The organism is Pseudolysinimonas sp. (assembly GCF_031389465.1).
Lineage (GTDB): Bacteria > Actinomycetota > Actinomycetes > Actinomycetales > Microbacteriaceae > Pseudolysinimonas_A.
The window spans coordinates 1-14980 of sequence record NZ_JANMSQ010000183.1; the positions used below are offsets into that span (position 1 = coordinate 1).

The 14980-nt window shown below is 67.7% G+C and carries 16 protein-coding genes and 1 pseudogene; 12 read left to right on the top strand and 5 right to left on the bottom strand.

Annotated elements, in window-relative coordinates; translation table 11 throughout:
• A pseudogene (locus RMO30_RS07345) lies at window positions 1–284 on the bottom strand (hypothetical protein); the annotation flags it as partial.
• Between the two features lie 131 nt (window positions 285–415).
• On the opposite strand from RMO30_RS07345, the gene lepA reads away from it, so the two are divergent.
• From lepA to hemW, 4 genes are all read left to right on the top strand, one after another.
• Entirely contained in the window at window positions 416–2266 is a 1851-nt protein-coding gene (gene lepA, locus RMO30_RS07350; RefSeq protein WP_309711406.1) for a translation elongation factor 4, read from the top strand.
• 13 nt (window positions 2267–2279) lie between these two features.
• The gene (locus tag RMO30_RS07355) at window positions 2280–2999 is read left to right on the top strand and encodes a GNAT family N-acetyltransferase (protein WP_309711408.1); all 720 of its coding nucleotides are present in this window, start codon (window positions 2280–2282) and stop codon (window positions 2997–2999) included.
• A 142-nt stretch (window positions 3000–3141) separates the two neighbouring features.
• Entirely contained in the window at window positions 3142–3813 is a 672-nt protein-coding gene (locus RMO30_RS07360; protein ID WP_309711411.1) for a DUF1990 domain-containing protein, read from the top strand.
• 14 nt (window positions 3814–3827) lie between these two features.
• A complete protein-coding gene (hemW, locus tag RMO30_RS07365; RefSeq protein WP_309711414.1) occupies window positions 3828–5051 on the top strand; it encodes a radical SAM family heme chaperone HemW in 1224 nt (407 codons plus the stop codon).
• A 6-nt stretch (window positions 5052–5057) separates the two neighbouring features.
• Here hemW and RMO30_RS07370 read toward each other — a convergent pair whose 3' ends face one another.
• Window positions 5058–5420, bottom strand: a complete 363-nt coding sequence (locus RMO30_RS07370) for a DUF4870 domain-containing protein (RefSeq protein WP_309711416.1) — start codon at window positions 5418–5420, stop codon at window positions 5058–5060.
• A 56-nt stretch (window positions 5421–5476) separates the two neighbouring features.
• The gene (locus RMO30_RS07375) at window positions 5477–5851 is read right to left on the bottom strand and encodes a DUF4870 domain-containing protein (protein WP_309711419.1); all 375 of its coding nucleotides are present in this window, start codon (window positions 5849–5851) and stop codon (window positions 5477–5479) included.
• Window positions 5852–6027: 176 nt separating this feature from the next.
• On the opposite strand from RMO30_RS07375, the gene hrcA reads away from it, so the two are divergent.
• From hrcA to era, 8 genes are all read left to right on the top strand, one after another.
• On the top strand, window positions 6028–7059 hold the full coding sequence (gene hrcA, locus RMO30_RS07380) for a heat-inducible transcriptional repressor HrcA (protein ID WP_309711421.1): 1032 nt from the start codon (window positions 6028–6030) through the stop codon (window positions 7057–7059).
• Between the two features lie 2 nt (window positions 7060–7061).
• Window positions 7062–8168, top strand: a complete 1107-nt coding sequence (gene dnaJ, locus RMO30_RS07385) for a molecular chaperone DnaJ (RefSeq protein ID WP_309711423.1) — start codon at window positions 7062–7064, stop codon at window positions 8166–8168.
• A gap of 102 nt (window positions 8169–8270) precedes the next feature.
• Window positions 8271–8999 carry a 16S rRNA (uracil(1498)-N(3))-methyltransferase gene (locus tag RMO30_RS07390; RefSeq protein ID WP_309711426.1) on the top strand — a complete coding sequence of 243 codons (729 nt, stop codon included), beginning with the start codon at window positions 8271–8273 and terminating at the stop codon, window positions 8997–8999.
• A 58-nt stretch (window positions 9000–9057) separates the two neighbouring features.
• Window positions 9058–9402, top strand: coding sequence for a histidine triad nucleotide-binding protein (locus RMO30_RS07395; RefSeq protein WP_309711429.1), 345 nt, complete (start codon window positions 9058–9060; stop codon window positions 9400–9402).
• Window positions 9403–9443: 41 nt separating this feature from the next.
• Entirely contained in the window at window positions 9444–10499 is a 1056-nt protein-coding gene (locus RMO30_RS07400) for a PhoH family protein (protein ID WP_309711440.1), read from the top strand.
• A gap of 2 nt (window positions 10500–10501) precedes the next feature.
• On the top strand, window positions 10502–10963 hold the full coding sequence (ybeY, locus tag RMO30_RS07405) for an rRNA maturation RNase YbeY (RefSeq protein WP_309711431.1): 462 nt from the start codon (window positions 10502–10504) through the stop codon (window positions 10961–10963).
• A gap of 27 nt (window positions 10964–10990) precedes the next feature.
• The gene (locus RMO30_RS07410) at window positions 10991–12298 is read left to right on the top strand and encodes a hemolysin family protein (protein WP_309711433.1); all 1308 of its coding nucleotides are present in this window, start codon (window positions 10991–10993) and stop codon (window positions 12296–12298) included.
• Entirely contained in the window at window positions 12295–13215 is a 921-nt protein-coding gene (gene era / locus RMO30_RS07415; RefSeq protein ID WP_309711435.1) for a GTPase Era, read from the top strand. Before RMO30_RS07410 ends, era begins: the two co-directional genes overlap by 4 nt.
• Before the next feature lie 257 nt (window positions 13216–13472).
• Here era and RMO30_RS07420 read toward each other — a convergent pair whose 3' ends face one another.
• Complete coding sequence (locus RMO30_RS07420; RefSeq protein WP_309711437.1) at window positions 13473–14105, bottom strand: hypothetical protein; 633 nt, start codon at window positions 14103–14105, stop codon at window positions 13473–13475.
• Between the two features lie 86 nt (window positions 14106–14191).
• The coding region (locus tag RMO30_RS07425) for a hypothetical protein (protein WP_309711439.1) at window positions 14192–14980 on the bottom strand (789 nt) is incomplete at its 5' end.

Below are 14980 nucleotides of genomic sequence, written 5' to 3' on the forward strand. Positions count from 1 at the left end.
TCGAGGCAGGCTGCAGGGCCGTGGTTGCGCGCGGAGACATTTGTGGTAATTCTCCCACGAGTTGCACGGTCGCTCGCGCGCGTCGTCACCGTCGAGCTCATGATCATCAGCCCGACTGCGTAGTGCGCGCCAAGCCAGAAGAACGGTGCGGCGATAGCGAAGCCGACCAGGGTGAAAATCGTCCAGCCGAAGACAGCGATCGCCCCGAGCGCGATGCCCCAGACGGCGAACGACCGACCGAACGGCTCCTGTCGGTAGCCAAGGACGCCGAGGACGATTTTCACCCTGGTCGGCTTCGCTATCGCCGCACCGTTCTTCTGGCTTGGCGCGCTCTAAGCAGTCGGGCTGATGATCATGAGCTCGACGGTGACGACGCGCGCGAGCGACCGTGCAACTCGTGGGAGAATTACCACAAATGTCTCCGCGCGCAACCACGGCCCTGCAGCCTGCCTCGACTGACCCGTCGTTCATCCGCAATTTCTGCATCATCGCCCACATCGACCACGGCAAGTCGACCCTCGCCGACCGCATGCTCGGTGTCACCGGCATCGTGAGCGACCGCGACATGCGTGCGCAGTACCTCGACCGCATGGACATCGAGCGTGAGCGCGGCATCACCATCAAGAGCCAGGCAGTACGGATGCCGTGGGCCGTTGACGGCGCGACGTACGCCCTCAATATGATCGACACCCCCGGGCACGTCGACTTCACCTACGAGGTGTCGCGGTCGCTCGCCGCCTGCGAGGGCGCGATTCTGCTTGTCGATGCGGCCCAGGGAATCGAAGCGCAGACTCTCGCGAACCTCTACCTCGCGCTCGACAACGACCTCGAGATCATCCCGGTGCTCAACAAGATCGACCTGCCGGCCGCCGACCCCGAGAAGTACGCCAACGAGATCGCCGGACTCATCGGCGGCGACCCGAACGAAGTCATGCGCGTCAGCGGCAAGACCGGGATGGGCGTCGAAGCTCTGCTTGACCGGGTCGTCGAGCGCGTCCCGGCCCCGAAGGGCGACCCGAACGGCCCCGTCCGCGCGGCGATCTTCGACTCGGTGTACGACTCCTACCGCGGCGTCGTCACGTATGTGCGCATGGTTGACGGGGCGCTCAAGCCGCGGGAGCGCATCCAGATGATGTCGACGCGGGCGGTGCACGAGATCCTCGAGATCGGCGTCTCGAGCCCTGAGCCCACGCCCTCGAAAGGGTTGGGCGTTGGTGAGGTCGGCTACATCATCACCGGCGTGAAAGACGTGCGGCAGTCGAAGGTCGGCGATACCGTCACGACCGCGATGAAGCCCGCGACCCAGGCGCTGCCCGGCTACACCGAGCCGCTTGCGATGGTGTTCTCGGGGATCTACCCGATCGACGGCAGCGACTACCCCGACCTGCGCGAAGCCCTCGACAAACTCAAGCTGTCGGATGCTTCGCTCAACTACGAACCCGAGACCTCGGTCGCGCTCGGCTTCGGATTCCGGTGCGGCTTCCTCGGGCTCCTTCACCTCGAGATCATCACCGAGCGGCTCGAGCGCGAGTTCGGCCTCGACCTCATCACGACCGCTCCCTCGGTGATCTACGAAGTCACGACCGACGACAAGAAGACCGTCACGGTGACCAACCCCTCGGAGTACCCCGACGGCAAGATCGCGAGCGTGCGAGAGCCGATCGTGAAGGCATCCATCCTCGCCCCCAAGGACTACGTCGGCACGATTATGGAACTGTGCCAGGGCCGCCGCGGAACCCTCGGCGGCATGGACTACATCGGCACCGACCGGGTCGAACTGCACTACACGATGCCGCTCGGCGAGATCGTGTTCGACTTCTTCGACCAGCTGAAGAGCCGCACCCAGGGCTACGCGTCGCTCGACTACGAGCCCGCTGGCGACCAGGAAGCCGACCTGGTGAAGGTCGACATCCTGCTGCAAGGCGAACAGGTGGATGCCTTCAGCGCGATCGTGCACAAAGACAAGGCCTACGCCTACGGCGTGCTGATGACCGGGAGGCTGCGCGAACTCATCCCGCGGCAGCAGTTCGAGGTGCCGATCCAGGCCGCCATCGGCGCTCGCATCATCGCCCGCGAGTCGATTCGCGCGATGCGCAAAGACGTGCTCGCCAAGTGCTACGGCGGCGACATCACCCGCAAGCGGAAGCTGCTCGAGAAGCAGAAGGAGGGCAAGAAGCGCATGAAGATGGTCGGCCGCGTCGAAGTCCCCCAGGAGGCGTTCATCGCCGCCCTCTCCGGTGACGTGGAGAAGAAAGACAAGAAGTAGTTAGCCTGTCGATGTGACTGAGCATGTGCTCGACCGGCCGGTGTGGCATTCGTTGATCGGCGTACATACGCACCTCGCGCGGCGGCACGGCACAGCGGCCGCCTTCGACCCCGCGGTCTCACCGTTCGCGGGCACCGGGACCGACGGGGATGCCGCTTGGGCCGACCTTCGGGCGGTACTCGGCGCCGGGGGTACCGCGTTCCTGCCCGGCTCGCCCTTCCCGGTTCCGGATGACGTGCGGGTGCCGTTTCGCGTGCGGGTGCTTCAGATGGTCGCCGCCGACTGGCGGCCCGAGTCGGATCCCGACGCGATCGAACTCGGGCCTGACGATGCCGACGAGATGCACGACCTGGCGAGTCGCACCAAGCCGGGGCCGTTCGGGCTGCGCACCCGCGAACTCGGCCGCTTCGTCGGCTACCGGGTCGACGGGAAGCTGGTGGCGATGGCGGGGGAGCGATTCCATCCGCCGGGATACACCGAGGTGAGCGCCGTATGCACCGACCCGGAGTTCCGCGGTCGCGGGTATGCCGAGCGGGCGATGCGCACGGTCGGTGCGAGCATCGTGGCGCGCGGCGAGATCCCGTTCCTGCATGTCGCCACCGACAACCCCGCGATCAGCATCTACGAGCGGCTCGGGTTCGTCACCCGGCTCGAGTACGAGGTCGCGGCGGTCGTCATCCCGGGCGTCGCGAGCAACCCCGTCCCCGAGCTCACTCACCCCTACGCCGACTAGCTTCGACACCCCAAGTGCCCGTCTCGCCCCGAGTTTCTCGACGACGACCGTACCTAACTCTCGGACCCAGGCAGGTTCATCCACGTCTCGTCGACGAAGGGCCGGATTTCCGAGAGTTGGGAACGGGCGGGAGAATAGACGGATGTCCGAAACCCGTGTGACCGAGAACGTGCCGATCTGGCAGCGCGCCGTCACCTATGCGGCGATCGGGGCGACGCAGGATGACGACTTTGTGCGGTACCCGCCGAAGGGGTATCGGGCGATCGAGCGCAAGGTGCGGCTCGGGCACGGCGAGGAGCGCTGGCGCCACGCCTGGACCGAAACCTTGAGCTGGGGCATCAAGACGCGATCGGGGTTTCGCGTCAAGCGGATCGACTCTCCGGAGGAGGTCGTCGCAAACACTTACACACCAGTCACCTTCGACGACGCGACGGGGGAACCCGTGCAGCCGGCGTCTCTCACGACCGATGCCGTCTATGCCGACACCGGGGCCCAGCTAGTCCGGGCGGGCGATAGCGCCATCCTGCTGCTCGGCTGGCGCGCGCTCAGCTTCCGCGAACCGGTGCGCGTCGTGTACGTGATCGACGAACCCACTCGGCGCGGGTTCGCCTACGGAACGCTGCCTGGTCATCCGCTGAGCGGCGAGGAACTGTTCGTCAGCGAGCGTCGCGATGATGACTCGGTGTGGCTGACGATTCGCTCGATCTCACGACCCTCGTCGCCCGTATGGTGGGCGCTTCTGCCGCTTGTTCGGCTCGCACAGGCCTGGTTCCTCTCGCGCTACGAGCACGCTCTCACCCGGCCACTGCCCTAAGTCCACCCCCGCCCATGCCTTCCGCACTGCCGATCGCCGACCCGGCGCCCGCCGACGGGATGCTGCCCGCGAGCGTCGCCGAGGGCGCCGGAGAGCGCGACTTCGGCGTCTACGTGCACGTGCCGTTCTGCCGGGTGCGCTGCGGCTACTGCGACTTCAACACGTACACGGCGGCCGAGATCCGCGGGGTGAAGCAGTCGGACTACGCGGGCCAGGCGATTGCCGAGGTTGCGCTCGCCGCGCGGATCATCGAGGCCGCGGGGGTGAAGGGGCGCCCCGCCCAGACCGTCTTCTTCGGCGGCGGCACTCCGACGCTTCTCCCGGTATCCGACCTCGCAGCGATGCTCGACGCCGTGCGCGCCACCTGGGGGCTCGCGCCGGGGGCCGAGGTCACCACGGAGGCGAATCCTGACTCGGTCGACGCCGACTCCCTCACCGCGCTCGCCGCAGCCGGGTTCACCCGGGTCAGCTTCGGGATGCAGTCCGCGGTGCCGCATGTGCTCGCGACGCTCGAGCGCACGCACGACCCGGAACGCATCCCCCTGGTCGTGGAGTGGGCCCGGGCCGCCGGGCTTCAGGTGAGCCTCGACCTCATCTACGGCACGCCGGGGGAGTCGCTCGGCGACTGGGCGGCATCCCTCGATCTGGCGCTCGCGCAGCATCCCGATCACCTCTCGGCATACGCGCTGATCGTCGAAGACGGTACGAAACTCGCGCGACAGATCGCCCGGGGCGACGTCGCGCAGCCCGACGACGACCTGCAGGCCGACATGTACGAGCTCGCCGACGAGACCCTCGCAGCAGCCGGATACCGCTGGTACGAGGTCAGCAACTGGGCAACCGACGACGCGCACCGCAGCCGCCACAACCTCGCCTACTGGACCGGACAAGACTGGTGGGGCGTCGGGCCCGGCGCGCACAGCCACGTCGGCGGGGTGCGCTGGTGGAACGTGAAGCATCCTGCCGCGTACGCCGAACGACTCGCGGCCGGCGTCTCACCGGCGGCGGGCCGCGAAACACTCGATGCCGAAACCCGTCGCGTCGAGGCCGTGCTGCTGCGGTCCCGCGTGGTCGACGGGCTGCCGATCGGGATGCTCGAACCCACGGGTCGCACGGCGGTCGCGGGACTCATCGCCGACGGGCTCGTCGACGGTGCGGCGGCGGTTCAGGGGCGGGTCGTGCTCACCAGAGGCGGGCGTCTGCTCGCGGATGCCGTCGTGCGACGGCTACTCGACTGACGCGGCTCAGCGCACGAATTCGATCGCGAACGGATAGCGGTAGTACTGCCCGTTGTTGGTCGCGATCGCCGCGAGGATGCCGAACACGATGGCCAGCACCGAGGCGGCAAAGACGATGAGGATGCCGACGAGGAACAAGCTCGTCACCACCCCGACGACGTAGGCGATCAGCAGAGTGAGCTGGAAGTTGAGCGCGGCGATGACGTTGTAGCGCACGAACGGGCCGCGATCCTTCAGCAGCAGGTAGCCGACGAGCGGTGCGATCCACTGGAAGAAAATGCCGCCGATGTGCACGAGCACCGACCAGGTCTTCTCGTCAGCGGGGCTCAAGGGCGGCGACGGCTGCGAGTAAGGAGTGGGTTCGGTCATGGCGCCATTAAAGCAAGGAGCCGGGCGACGTGCGCCCGGCTCCTTGTGAAACTCGACTACTTGATGAGGCGTACGGAGACCGGGTAGCGGTAGCTGCCGCCGCCGTTCACCTTCACACCGCCGAGGATCGAGAAGATCACCATGGCGACCCAGACGACGAACGCGAGGAAGTAGAACAGGAACCCGATGAAGACGATCGCGAGGATCGTGCCGAGTACGTAGAGCACGACCTGCAGGATGGTCACCGTGATCTGGAAGTTCAGCGCTTCCTTACCTTCGACGTTGGTCTTGGTGCCGCGGTCCTTGAAGATGAGCCAGATGATGAGCGAGGGCAGGATGCCGAGCACGCCACCGAAGTGAGCGAACGAGGCCCACTGCTTGTCCTCGGCCTCCGTCAGGGGCGCGGCGGGCTGCGGGGCGGGAGTGGTCATGTCAGTACTGCCTTTCGGTGAGCGGATACCGGGCGATTACCCGGCGTCGGTGAAGCGCAAGCACAGACCACAAGCTAGCGCGTCGCGATTCCGCGATGCAACGGTCTGATAACGGCGTGTCGCGCTATCATTGGCAGTCGTCCGACACGAGTGCTAACCATGAGGAGGCTGATCGCGTGGTCTCCGAGCGCAGCCTCGAGGTGCTTCGAGTCATCGTGCAGGACTATGTCGCGTCGCAGGAACCGGTCGGGTCGAAGGCGATCGTCGAGCGCCACTCGTTCGGAGTCTCGGCGGCGACGATCCGCAACGACATGGCCCAGCTCGAAGAAGAAGAGCTGATCACCGCTCCCCACACCTCGTCGGGCCGCGTGCCCACCGACAAGGGCTACCGGGTGTTCGTCGACCAGCTCACCGAGCTGCGTCCGCTCTCCCCGGCGCAGCGCCAGGCGATCGAGACCTTCCTCGGCGAAGCGGTCGACCTCGACGATGTTCTCTCTCGCACGGTGCGGCTGCTGTCGCAGTTCACGAGTCAGGTCGCTCTCGCCCAGTACCCGTCGTTCGGCAGCGCACGGGTACGCCACGTCGAGATCGTCGCGCTCGGCCCCACCCGCCTCATGACGGTGCTGATCACCGACACCGGTCGCGTCGACCAGCGCTTGCTCGATGTCCCGACGACGGTCGACGACGAGGCCCTCGCCGAGTTGCGCGGTCGGGTCAACGCCGAACTCGGGGGGCTCCCCCTTGCCGATGTCGCCGCGAAGCTCGGCACCCTGCCCGCCGCGTTTCCGCGCGAACATCCCGACCTGGTCCATGCGGTGGTGGCGAGCCTCGGTGAGCAGATCGCCGCGAACCGACAAGACCGCCTCGTCATGGCGGGGGCTGCAAACCTCGCTCGCACCGAACGAGATTTTCGCGGCAGCATCTACCCCGTTCTCGAGGCTCTCGAAGAACAGGTGACGATGCTCAAACTGTTCGGCGAGATGGAGATCGAGGTCGACGAGGTGCGCGCCAGCATCGGCCACGAACATGAGACGTCGGGCGGTCTCGGCGAGACGAGCGTGGTGGCGACCGGATACACGACCACCGGCGGCGGGTTGGCGCACCTCGGGGTGCTCGGCCCGACCCGCATGGACTATTCGAACAATATGGCGGCCGTGCGCGCAGTTGCGCGCTACCTGACGCGGCTGCTCGGTGAGGACGATCGGTAAGAGTGACCGACCATTACGGAGTCCTCGGGGTGGACAAGAGTGCCAGCCCCGAGGAGATCAAGAAGGCGTACCGCAAGCTCGCTCGGGAGTTGCATCCCGACGTGAACCCGAGCGACGAGGCCGCTGAGCGCTTCAAGCTCGTGACGCACGCGTACGACGTGCTGAGCGACCCCGACCAGCGGGAGCGCTACGACCTCGGACCCCAGGCCGGATTCGGTGGCGCCGGCGGTGGAGGCTTCGGCTTCGGCGACATCTTCGAGACCTTCTTCGGTGCGGCTCAGAACTCCCGCGGGCCGCGATCTCGCCGTGAGCGCGGCCAGGACTCCCTGCTGCGGCTCGAGATCGCCCTCGAAGAGGTCGTCTTCGGAGGGCACCGCGACATCGAGGTCGACACGGCGATCCCCTGCGAAACCTGCGCCGGATCGTGCTGCGCCCCGGGAACCTCACCGGTCACGTGCGACATCTGCCGCGGCACCGGCCAGATCCAGCGCGCCGTACGGTCTTTGCTCGGCAACGTGATGACGTCGAGCCCGTGCGGCACCTGCCGCGGCTACGGCACCGTCATCCCGAACCCCTGCCCGACCTGTGCCGGCCAGGGGCGCGTCCGTGCCAAGCGCACCCTGTCGCTCGACATCCCCGCCGGAGTCGAGACCGGCACGCGACTGCATCTCCCCGGCCAGGGCGAGTCGGGCCCGGCCGGCGGCCCGAACGGCGATGTCTACCTCGAGGTGAAGGTCAAGCACCACGACGTGTTCAGCCGCAACGGCGACGATCTGCTCGCGACCCTCGAAGTGCAGATGACGGATGCCGTGCTCGGCGCGCACGCGACCCTCGCCTCACTCGACGGCGACGTCACGATCGAGATCAAGCCGGGTACCCAGAGCGCCGACGTCGTCACGATCAAGGATCGCGGCATCACCCACCTGCGTGGTCAGGGTCGCGGCGACTTGAAGGTCGGCATCCAGGTGGTCACGCCGGTGCGGCTCAACTCCAAGGAACAGAAACTCATGCAGGATTTCGCGGCATCCCGTCGCCCCGTGCCGCCCGAGTTCGCCACCTTCCAGCAGGGCCTCTTCGCGAAACTCCGCGACCGGTTCCTCGGGGTCTGACCCCTGCGCTTGGCTGGATCTCGGCGCGGTCGGACCCGGTTTGAGGGGGGTCCAACCGCACCGAAGTCCGTCTTTCCTCCGCCTGGTGGGTAGCGTGAGCGGGTGGCATCCCTCTACCTCGCTCCTGAACTGCGGGCAGAGGATGTCGTGGTCGGGGCGGTCGTGCAGATCACGGGCGATGAGGCGCGGCATGCGATCACGGTGGCCCGGGTGCGCATCGGGGAGCGGATTTCGGTTTCCGACGGCGACGGGCTCATCGCGTCGGGGGCGGTCACCTCGACCGACGGCGGGGTCGTCACGGTCGAGGTCGAGTCGGCAGCACGGCATCCGGCTCCTTTTCCCGAATTGTGGCTCGCGCAGGCGCTCGCGAAGGGTGACCGGGATGAGCTGGCCGTGCAGGCGGCGACGGAGCTCGGAGTATCGGGAGTGATCCCGTGGGCGGCGGAACGCTCGATCTCGCGCTGGGAGGGGGCTAAGGCCGAGAAAGGTCGCGAGCGCTGGGCGTCGATCGTGCGGGAGGCGACGAAGCAGTCGATCCGGCCTCGGGTGCCCGTCGTCGACTCAATCGCGACGACCGCGGCTCTCACGAAGCTGCCGGGCCGTCTCCTGGTACTCGAACCCGAAGCGACCACGCGCCTTACCGAGGTCGCGATCGGCGGCGACCGCATCACTCTGGTCGTCGGCCCGGAGGGTGGGATCGCGCCGCGCGAACTCGAAGCCCTCGCTGCCGCCGGCGCGACGCTCGTGCGACTCGGCCCTGAGGTTCTGCGTACCTCCACGGCTGGCCCGGCAGCCCTGGCTGTGCTGAACGCCCGGCTGGCCCGCTGGTGAAACCCTTGGGTTGAGTAGCGCCCGGTCGGGCGCGTGTCGAAACCGTAAGCTGGAGGTCATGTCGGAGCTGAGCGTGTTCGAGCGCATCGTCGCGGGGGAGATCCCGTCGACGAAGGTGTTCGAGAACGAGCGCGTGCTCGCGATCCGCGACATCGCCCCGCAGGCCCCGGTGCACCTGCTCGTCTTCCCGAAGACAGGGGGGTACCCGAACGTGTCGGCGCTTGCCGCCGCCGATCCGGTGCTTCTCGCCGAGATCGTCGGCATCGCGCAAATCCTCGCCGACGAGCACTGCGGTGGCCAGTACCGGCTGGTGTTCAACACCGGGGCGGATGTTGGCCAAACGGTGTTCCACGTACACGCCCACGTCTTGGGTGGCGGCCTGCCGGAAGGGCGGATGGCGTGACCGACCCCGCGCGTGCGGAACTCGAGGTCGACGGCGTCGCGATGGTGCGGTTGCTCGGACCGCAGGATCGCCTCCTGCAGACGATCGAGCAGCGCTATCCCGAAGTGACCGTGCTGGTGCGCGGCAATCACGTGACCCTCGAAGGTCCCGGCGACGAGGTGCAGGCCGCCGAGCGGCTCGTGCAGGAACTGGTCGCGATGGTGAAGAACGGGGTCGACCTCGGCGAGACCGACGTGACCGCGGGCGCCCGCATCCTGGAGCGTGGCGAAGGCAGCCCGGCCGAGGTCTTGAGCCAGGCGATCCTCACCAGCCGGGGCAAGAGCATCCGGCCGAAGACGCTGGGGCAGAAGGCCTACGTCGACGCGATCGACCAGAACACGATCGTGTTCGGGATCGGGCCCGCCGGTACCGGAAAGACCTACCTCGCGATGGCGAAAGCCGTGCAGGCGCTGCAGCGCAAAGAGGTCGACCGCATCATCCTGAGCCGACCGGCGATCGAGGCAGGTGAGCGGCTCGGCTTCCTGCCGGGCACCCTCAACGACAAGATCGACCCGTACCTGCGGCCGCTGTACGACGCACTCAACGAGATGATGGATCCCGAGCTGGTGCCGAAGCTGCTCGCCGCAGGCACCGTCGAGGTTGCCCCCCTCGCCTATATGCGCGGCCGCACGCTCAACAACGCGTTCGTCGTGCTCGACGAGGCGCAGAACACCACGCCCGAGCAGATGAAGATGTTCCTCACCCGGCTCGGATTCGGCACGCGCATGGTGGTCACGGGTGACGTCACCCAAGTCGACCTGCCCGCGGGTGCGTCGGGGCTTCAACTGGTGAGCAAGATCCTCGGCGAGATGGACGACATCCACTTCGCGCGGCTGACGAGTGAGGATGTCGTGCGCCACTCGCTCGTCGCCAAGATCGTCGACCGCTACACCGCGTACGACGCGCAACAGCAGGCCCGGCGGTATCAGCGTGAGCAGTCGCAGGGCGATCTCAATCCCGACGGAGCGAATCGCGCCGAACGTCGCGGCCACGCGCCGCAGGACCGCCGCGAGCCAGGGCCTGAGAAGCGCCCGCGACGCCCCCGACGGAACGGCTGACCGTGAGCATCGAGATCAACAACGAGTCGGGTGTCGCGGTCGACGAGTCGTCGCTGCAGCGCCTCACCACGTTCGCGCTCGACCACCTGCACGTGCACCCGGATGCCGAGCTCGCGATCCTGCTCGTCGACGAAGCCGCGATGGAGCAGCTGCACGTGCAATGGATGGACGAGCCCGGGCCGACCGACGTGCTGAGCTTCCCGATGGACGAGTTGCGTCCCGGCAGTGAGGACGAGATCACGCCCCCCGGTCTGCTCGGCGACCTGGTGATCTGCCCGCAGGTCGCGGTGGCTCAAGCGCAGGAGGCCGGCCACAGCCCCGCCGACGAGATGCACCTGCTGACGGCGCACGGCATCCTTCACCTCCTCGGCTACGACCATGCCGAACCCGAAGAGGAGCGTGAGATGTTCGACGTGCAGCGCGAGATCCTCGTTGGCTTCACGCTCGCCGAACGCCGCCGCTGATGGGTCTGCGCTGATGGAGTCGCGCTCGTGGAACTGATCGGGCTCTTCGTCGCGCTCGCGGTGCTGCTGGTCGCCTTCGGCGGCCTGCTCGCCGCTGCCGACGCGGCGCTCGGCACCCTCAGCCGCATCGACCTCGCCGACCTCGCCGCGCGCAGCCGCTTCAAGAAATCGCTGCTCGCCATCGCGGCCGACACCGGGGCCCACGTCACCGCGATCAACTTCGTGCGTGTGCTCTCGGAGACGACGGCTGCGGTGCTCGTCACCCTCGCGTTCGCGCTCGTGCTGACCGACTGGTGGTGGGTTCTGCTCGCCTCCGTGATCGTGATGACCGGTGCGACGTTCGTGCTCGTCGGATCGAGCCCACGCTCGGTCGGTCGCGCGAATGCCCGCCCGATCCTCGCCTTCGCGGCGCCGATCGTGCGGTTCGTGCGGCTGTCGCTCGGCCCGCTCGCCGCCGGGCTTGTCGCGCTCGGCAATCGCGTCACGCCGGGACGCCCGCCGGTGATCACGTTCTCGAGCGAACAGCAACTGCTGAGCATGGTGGATGAGGCCGCCGAGGCCGATGTGCTCGAACAAGACGACCGCGAACTCATCCACTCGATCTTCGAGTGGGGCGACACCGTGGTACGCGAGGTGATGGTGCCGCGCACCGACATGGAGACGATCGACGACGACGCGACCCTCGCCGACGCGATGACCGACTTTCTGCGCACCGGGCATTCCCGCATGCCGGTCGTCGGCAAAGACGCCGACGAGGTGTTCGGCGTGCTCTACCTGCGTGACGTCGCCCGGCTGACCTTCGAGCAGCCGCTCGACGCCGCTTCGGTCACCGCACGCGACCTGGCCCGCCCGGCGGAGTTCGTGCCCGAGTCGAAGAAGGCCGACGACACGTTGCGGCAGATGCAGCTCAAGAGCATCCACCTCGCCCTCGTCGTCGACGAGTACGGCGGCATCGCCGGGCTCGTGACGCTCGAGGACCTCATCGAAGAGCTGGTCGGCGACATCTCCGACGAGTACGACCGGGAGACCCCCGACGTGACGCATCTGGGCGGCGGCGTCTACCGGGTGAGCGCACGGCTGCCGCTCGACGAACTCGGCGACCTGTTCGGCATCGAGCTCGAGGATGACGACGTCGACTCCGCCGGTGGGCTGCTCACGAAGGCGCTCGGCCGGCTGCCGCAGAGCGGATCGACGGTGGAGTTCTCGGGGTTGAAGCTACGCGCGGAACGGGTCGAGGGGCGTCGAAAGCTGCTGCGCACGATCATCGTCGAAGCCGACCAGGCGCTGATCGACGCGAAAGTCGCCTTCGAGGACGACAAGGAGGCCGCAGGATGAGCAGCCCGAAGGGCGTGTCGAAACCACCCCCGCCCCACCGCGCCGGCTTCGTCTCATTCGTCGGCCGCCCCAACGTCGGTAAGTCGACGCTCACCAACGCGCTCGTCGGCGAGAAGGTCGCGATCACCTCGTCGAAGCCGCAGACCACACGCCGCGCCATCCGCGGAATCGTGCACGCCGCCGACGGGCAGCTCATCATCGTCGACACCCCGGGCATCCATCGCCCGCGCACGCTGCTCGGCCAGCGCCTCAACGACGTGGTCACCGCGACGCTCGGTGACGTCGATGTGATCGGCATGTGCTTCCCGGCCAACGAACGCGTCGGCCCGGGCGACCGTTTCATCAACGAATCGCTCGACGGCTTCCCGCGGGCGAAGAAGGTCGCGATCGTCACCAAGATCGATGCGACATCCCGCCCCGCCGTCGCGCAGCAGTTGCTCGCGGTGAGCGAACTGCGCGACTGGGAGGCGATCGTTCCGGTGTCGGCGACCAGTCGCATCCAGCTGGATGTTCTGCTGAAGGAGCTGGTCGCGCTGCTGCCCGAGTCGCCCGCGCTCTACCCCGACGAGCAGCGCACCGACGAGACCCTCGAAGCCCGCATCTCGGAACTCATCCGCGAAGCCGCGCTCGAAGGGGTTTCGGATGAGCTGCCGCACTCGCTCGCCGTCACCATCGACGACATGGTCGAGCGCGATGACAAAGACCTCGTCGAGATCTACGCCAACCTCTGGGTCGAGCGCGACAGCCAGAAAGGCATCGTGATCGGACACGGCGGCGAACGCCTTCAGGATGTCGGCGCCCGCGCCCGCGCAGAGATCGAGCCGCTCGTCGGCAAGCAGGTGTTCCTGTCGCTGCGGGTCAAGGTCGCGCGGGAGTGGCAGCGCGACCCGAAACAGCTCGGTCGCCTCGGCTTCTGACCCGTGCGCGGTACCCAACTCTCGGAAATGCGGGGGTTCGTCGCTCCCTCGTGCCCAAGGGGTCGGGTTTCCGAGAGTTGGGTGCCGGTCACCTCGCGGGTGCTCGGATGACTCTGGCGGCGAATGCCTCGCCAAGCTCGGCCTCCACGACCGCGTGCAGCTCGTCGTCTACGCGTTCGAGCGTCGCCTGGTGTGAGGGCTATTTGCCCGAGACGGCGCACCTTTCGTCCCGAAAGTCAGCCATCTCGGGCAAATAGCTACGTGATGTCCCGAAGAGCGGACTGCACGATGACGACATCCGGGCCGTAGATTTCGTCGAGGTAGGACTGGATGGTGCCGTCGTCGTAGTACACGGTCGCCCAGAGGTAGCCGTTCTCGGAGTACGAGGTCAGCACGGTGACGTCGGTCCACGCGGAGAGCTCATCCTGCACGAGAGCCAGTTGGTCGTCGGAGTTGTCACCCGCGTTCGACGGGTCGGTGCGCGGGTCGGGCTCCTGCATCATCGGGTCGTAGAGCGCGAGCGGGATCGGGGGCTGGGTGGGGGTGAACTCGACGCCATCCCAGGTGCCGGTCAGGGCGTAGGTGCCCCAGGTGACGCCACTCGCCGACTCGAACATGCCGTCATCGGGCCACTCCCAGCTCACGATGACCGGGCCCGAGCATTGCGGCGGGTAGGACTCCATCACGGCGCCGAGGCAGAACTGCGCGTCTTCCCCGTCGATCTGCAACACCGTGCCCTGGCCGAGGACCTCACCCGGCGCTGCGATCGTGTCCAGCGGGCCCGGCCCGCCGGACACGACGTCCCCGCCGCCCGGGTCGGTCGGCGTCGCACAGGCGACGAGCAGCAGCACGGGGGCTGCGAGCAGGATGAGGGCGCGCGGAAATCTCATAGGCCCAGCTTCCTCATCCGGCCCGAACGTCACCAGCCAACGTTTCGCGCGAGTCGAACGTCAGAGCGCGGCCGACGTCAGGCGAGCTACAGCAGCGGCGCGAGGTCGATGGTGAGCGGGGAGCTGTCGCTCGCGCGCGCCCAGCACTGTGCGAGCAGCACGTCGTCGACCAGGAAGTCGGCGCCGGCCGAACTCGGCTCGACGACGATTCCGGTCACGAGGTCGGGCCGCTCGGCGATCACCGCCTGCCACGCCGCGCACTGCGCCTCAACGACGGCGGCCGCCTCGGCGTCCCCGAGATATTCGCCGTCCCAGTCGGCGGGCATCGGCACCCAACGCAAGAACTGCGCGGCGTGCGGTTCGGCGCAGGAGATCACAGGGTAGGTGTCCTCGTCGGTGCTGAGGAACTCCGAGACGCACGCGCCCTCATCCAGAACGTCCCACGAGACGGGGCCGCCCGCGCCGATCGCGTCGAACCAGCCCTCCGCGAAGGCCGGCACCTCGTCGCCGAGCACCGCCTGGTTCGCGATCGCCATCATCGCCGGGATGTCGACGACCGCCTCCATCGGGGTGAAGCCCGGCTCGTGGGCGAGACAGGCCCCGAGCCGCGGGTCGCCGATCGTGGCGTAGTTGATGCTCACCTGGAGTTCTTCGTCGGGGTCGACAGCGGCGAGGTGCGCGGCGACGAACAACTCATACGCGCGGCAGACGCCGGTCACCCACTCGTCGGACTCCGCGACCGCCGGGCCTTCTGTGGTGCCGTATTGGCTCCACTCCGGAGCGGCCGGAATGTCGACGACTCCGACGACCTGGGCGAGGTGCAACCGGTCGCAGTGCACGACCTCGAAGTAGTACGTGTTCGGGTCGAAACCTTC

Bases quoted from the DNA above. Each gene is read 5' to 3' on its own strand.
- RMO30_RS07420 (WP_309711437.1), bottom strand. From the start codon at position 14,105: ATGAGATTTCCGCGCGCCCTCATCCTGCTCGCAGCCCCCGTGCTGCTG.
- RMO30_RS07360 (WP_309711411.1), top strand. From the start codon at position 3,142: ATGTCCGAAACCCGTGTGACCGAGAACGTGCCGATCTGGCAGCGCGCC.
- RMO30_RS07395 (WP_309711429.1), top strand. From the start codon at position 9,058: ATGTCGGAGCTGAGCGTGTTCGAGCGCATCGTCGCGGGGGAGATCCCG.
- lepA (WP_309711406.1), top strand. From the start codon at position 416: ATGTCTCCGCGCGCAACCACGGCCCTGCAGCCTGCCTCGACTGACCCG.
- RMO30_RS07370 (WP_309711416.1), bottom strand. From the start codon at position 5,420: ATGACCGAACCCACTCCTTACTCGCAGCCGTCGCCGCCCTTGAGCCCC.
- hemW (WP_309711414.1), top strand. From the start codon at position 3,828: ATGCCTTCCGCACTGCCGATCGCCGACCCGGCGCCCGCCGACGGGATG.
- era (WP_309711435.1), top strand. From the start codon at position 12,295: ATGAGCAGCCCGAAGGGCGTGTCGAAACCACCCCCGCCCCACCGCGCC.
- RMO30_RS07375 (WP_309711419.1), bottom strand. From the start codon at position 5,851: ATGACCACTCCCGCCCCGCAGCCCGCCGCGCCCCTGACGGAGGCCGAG.
- RMO30_RS07400 (WP_309711440.1), top strand. From the start codon at position 9,444: ATGGTGCGGTTGCTCGGACCGCAGGATCGCCTCCTGCAGACGATCGAG.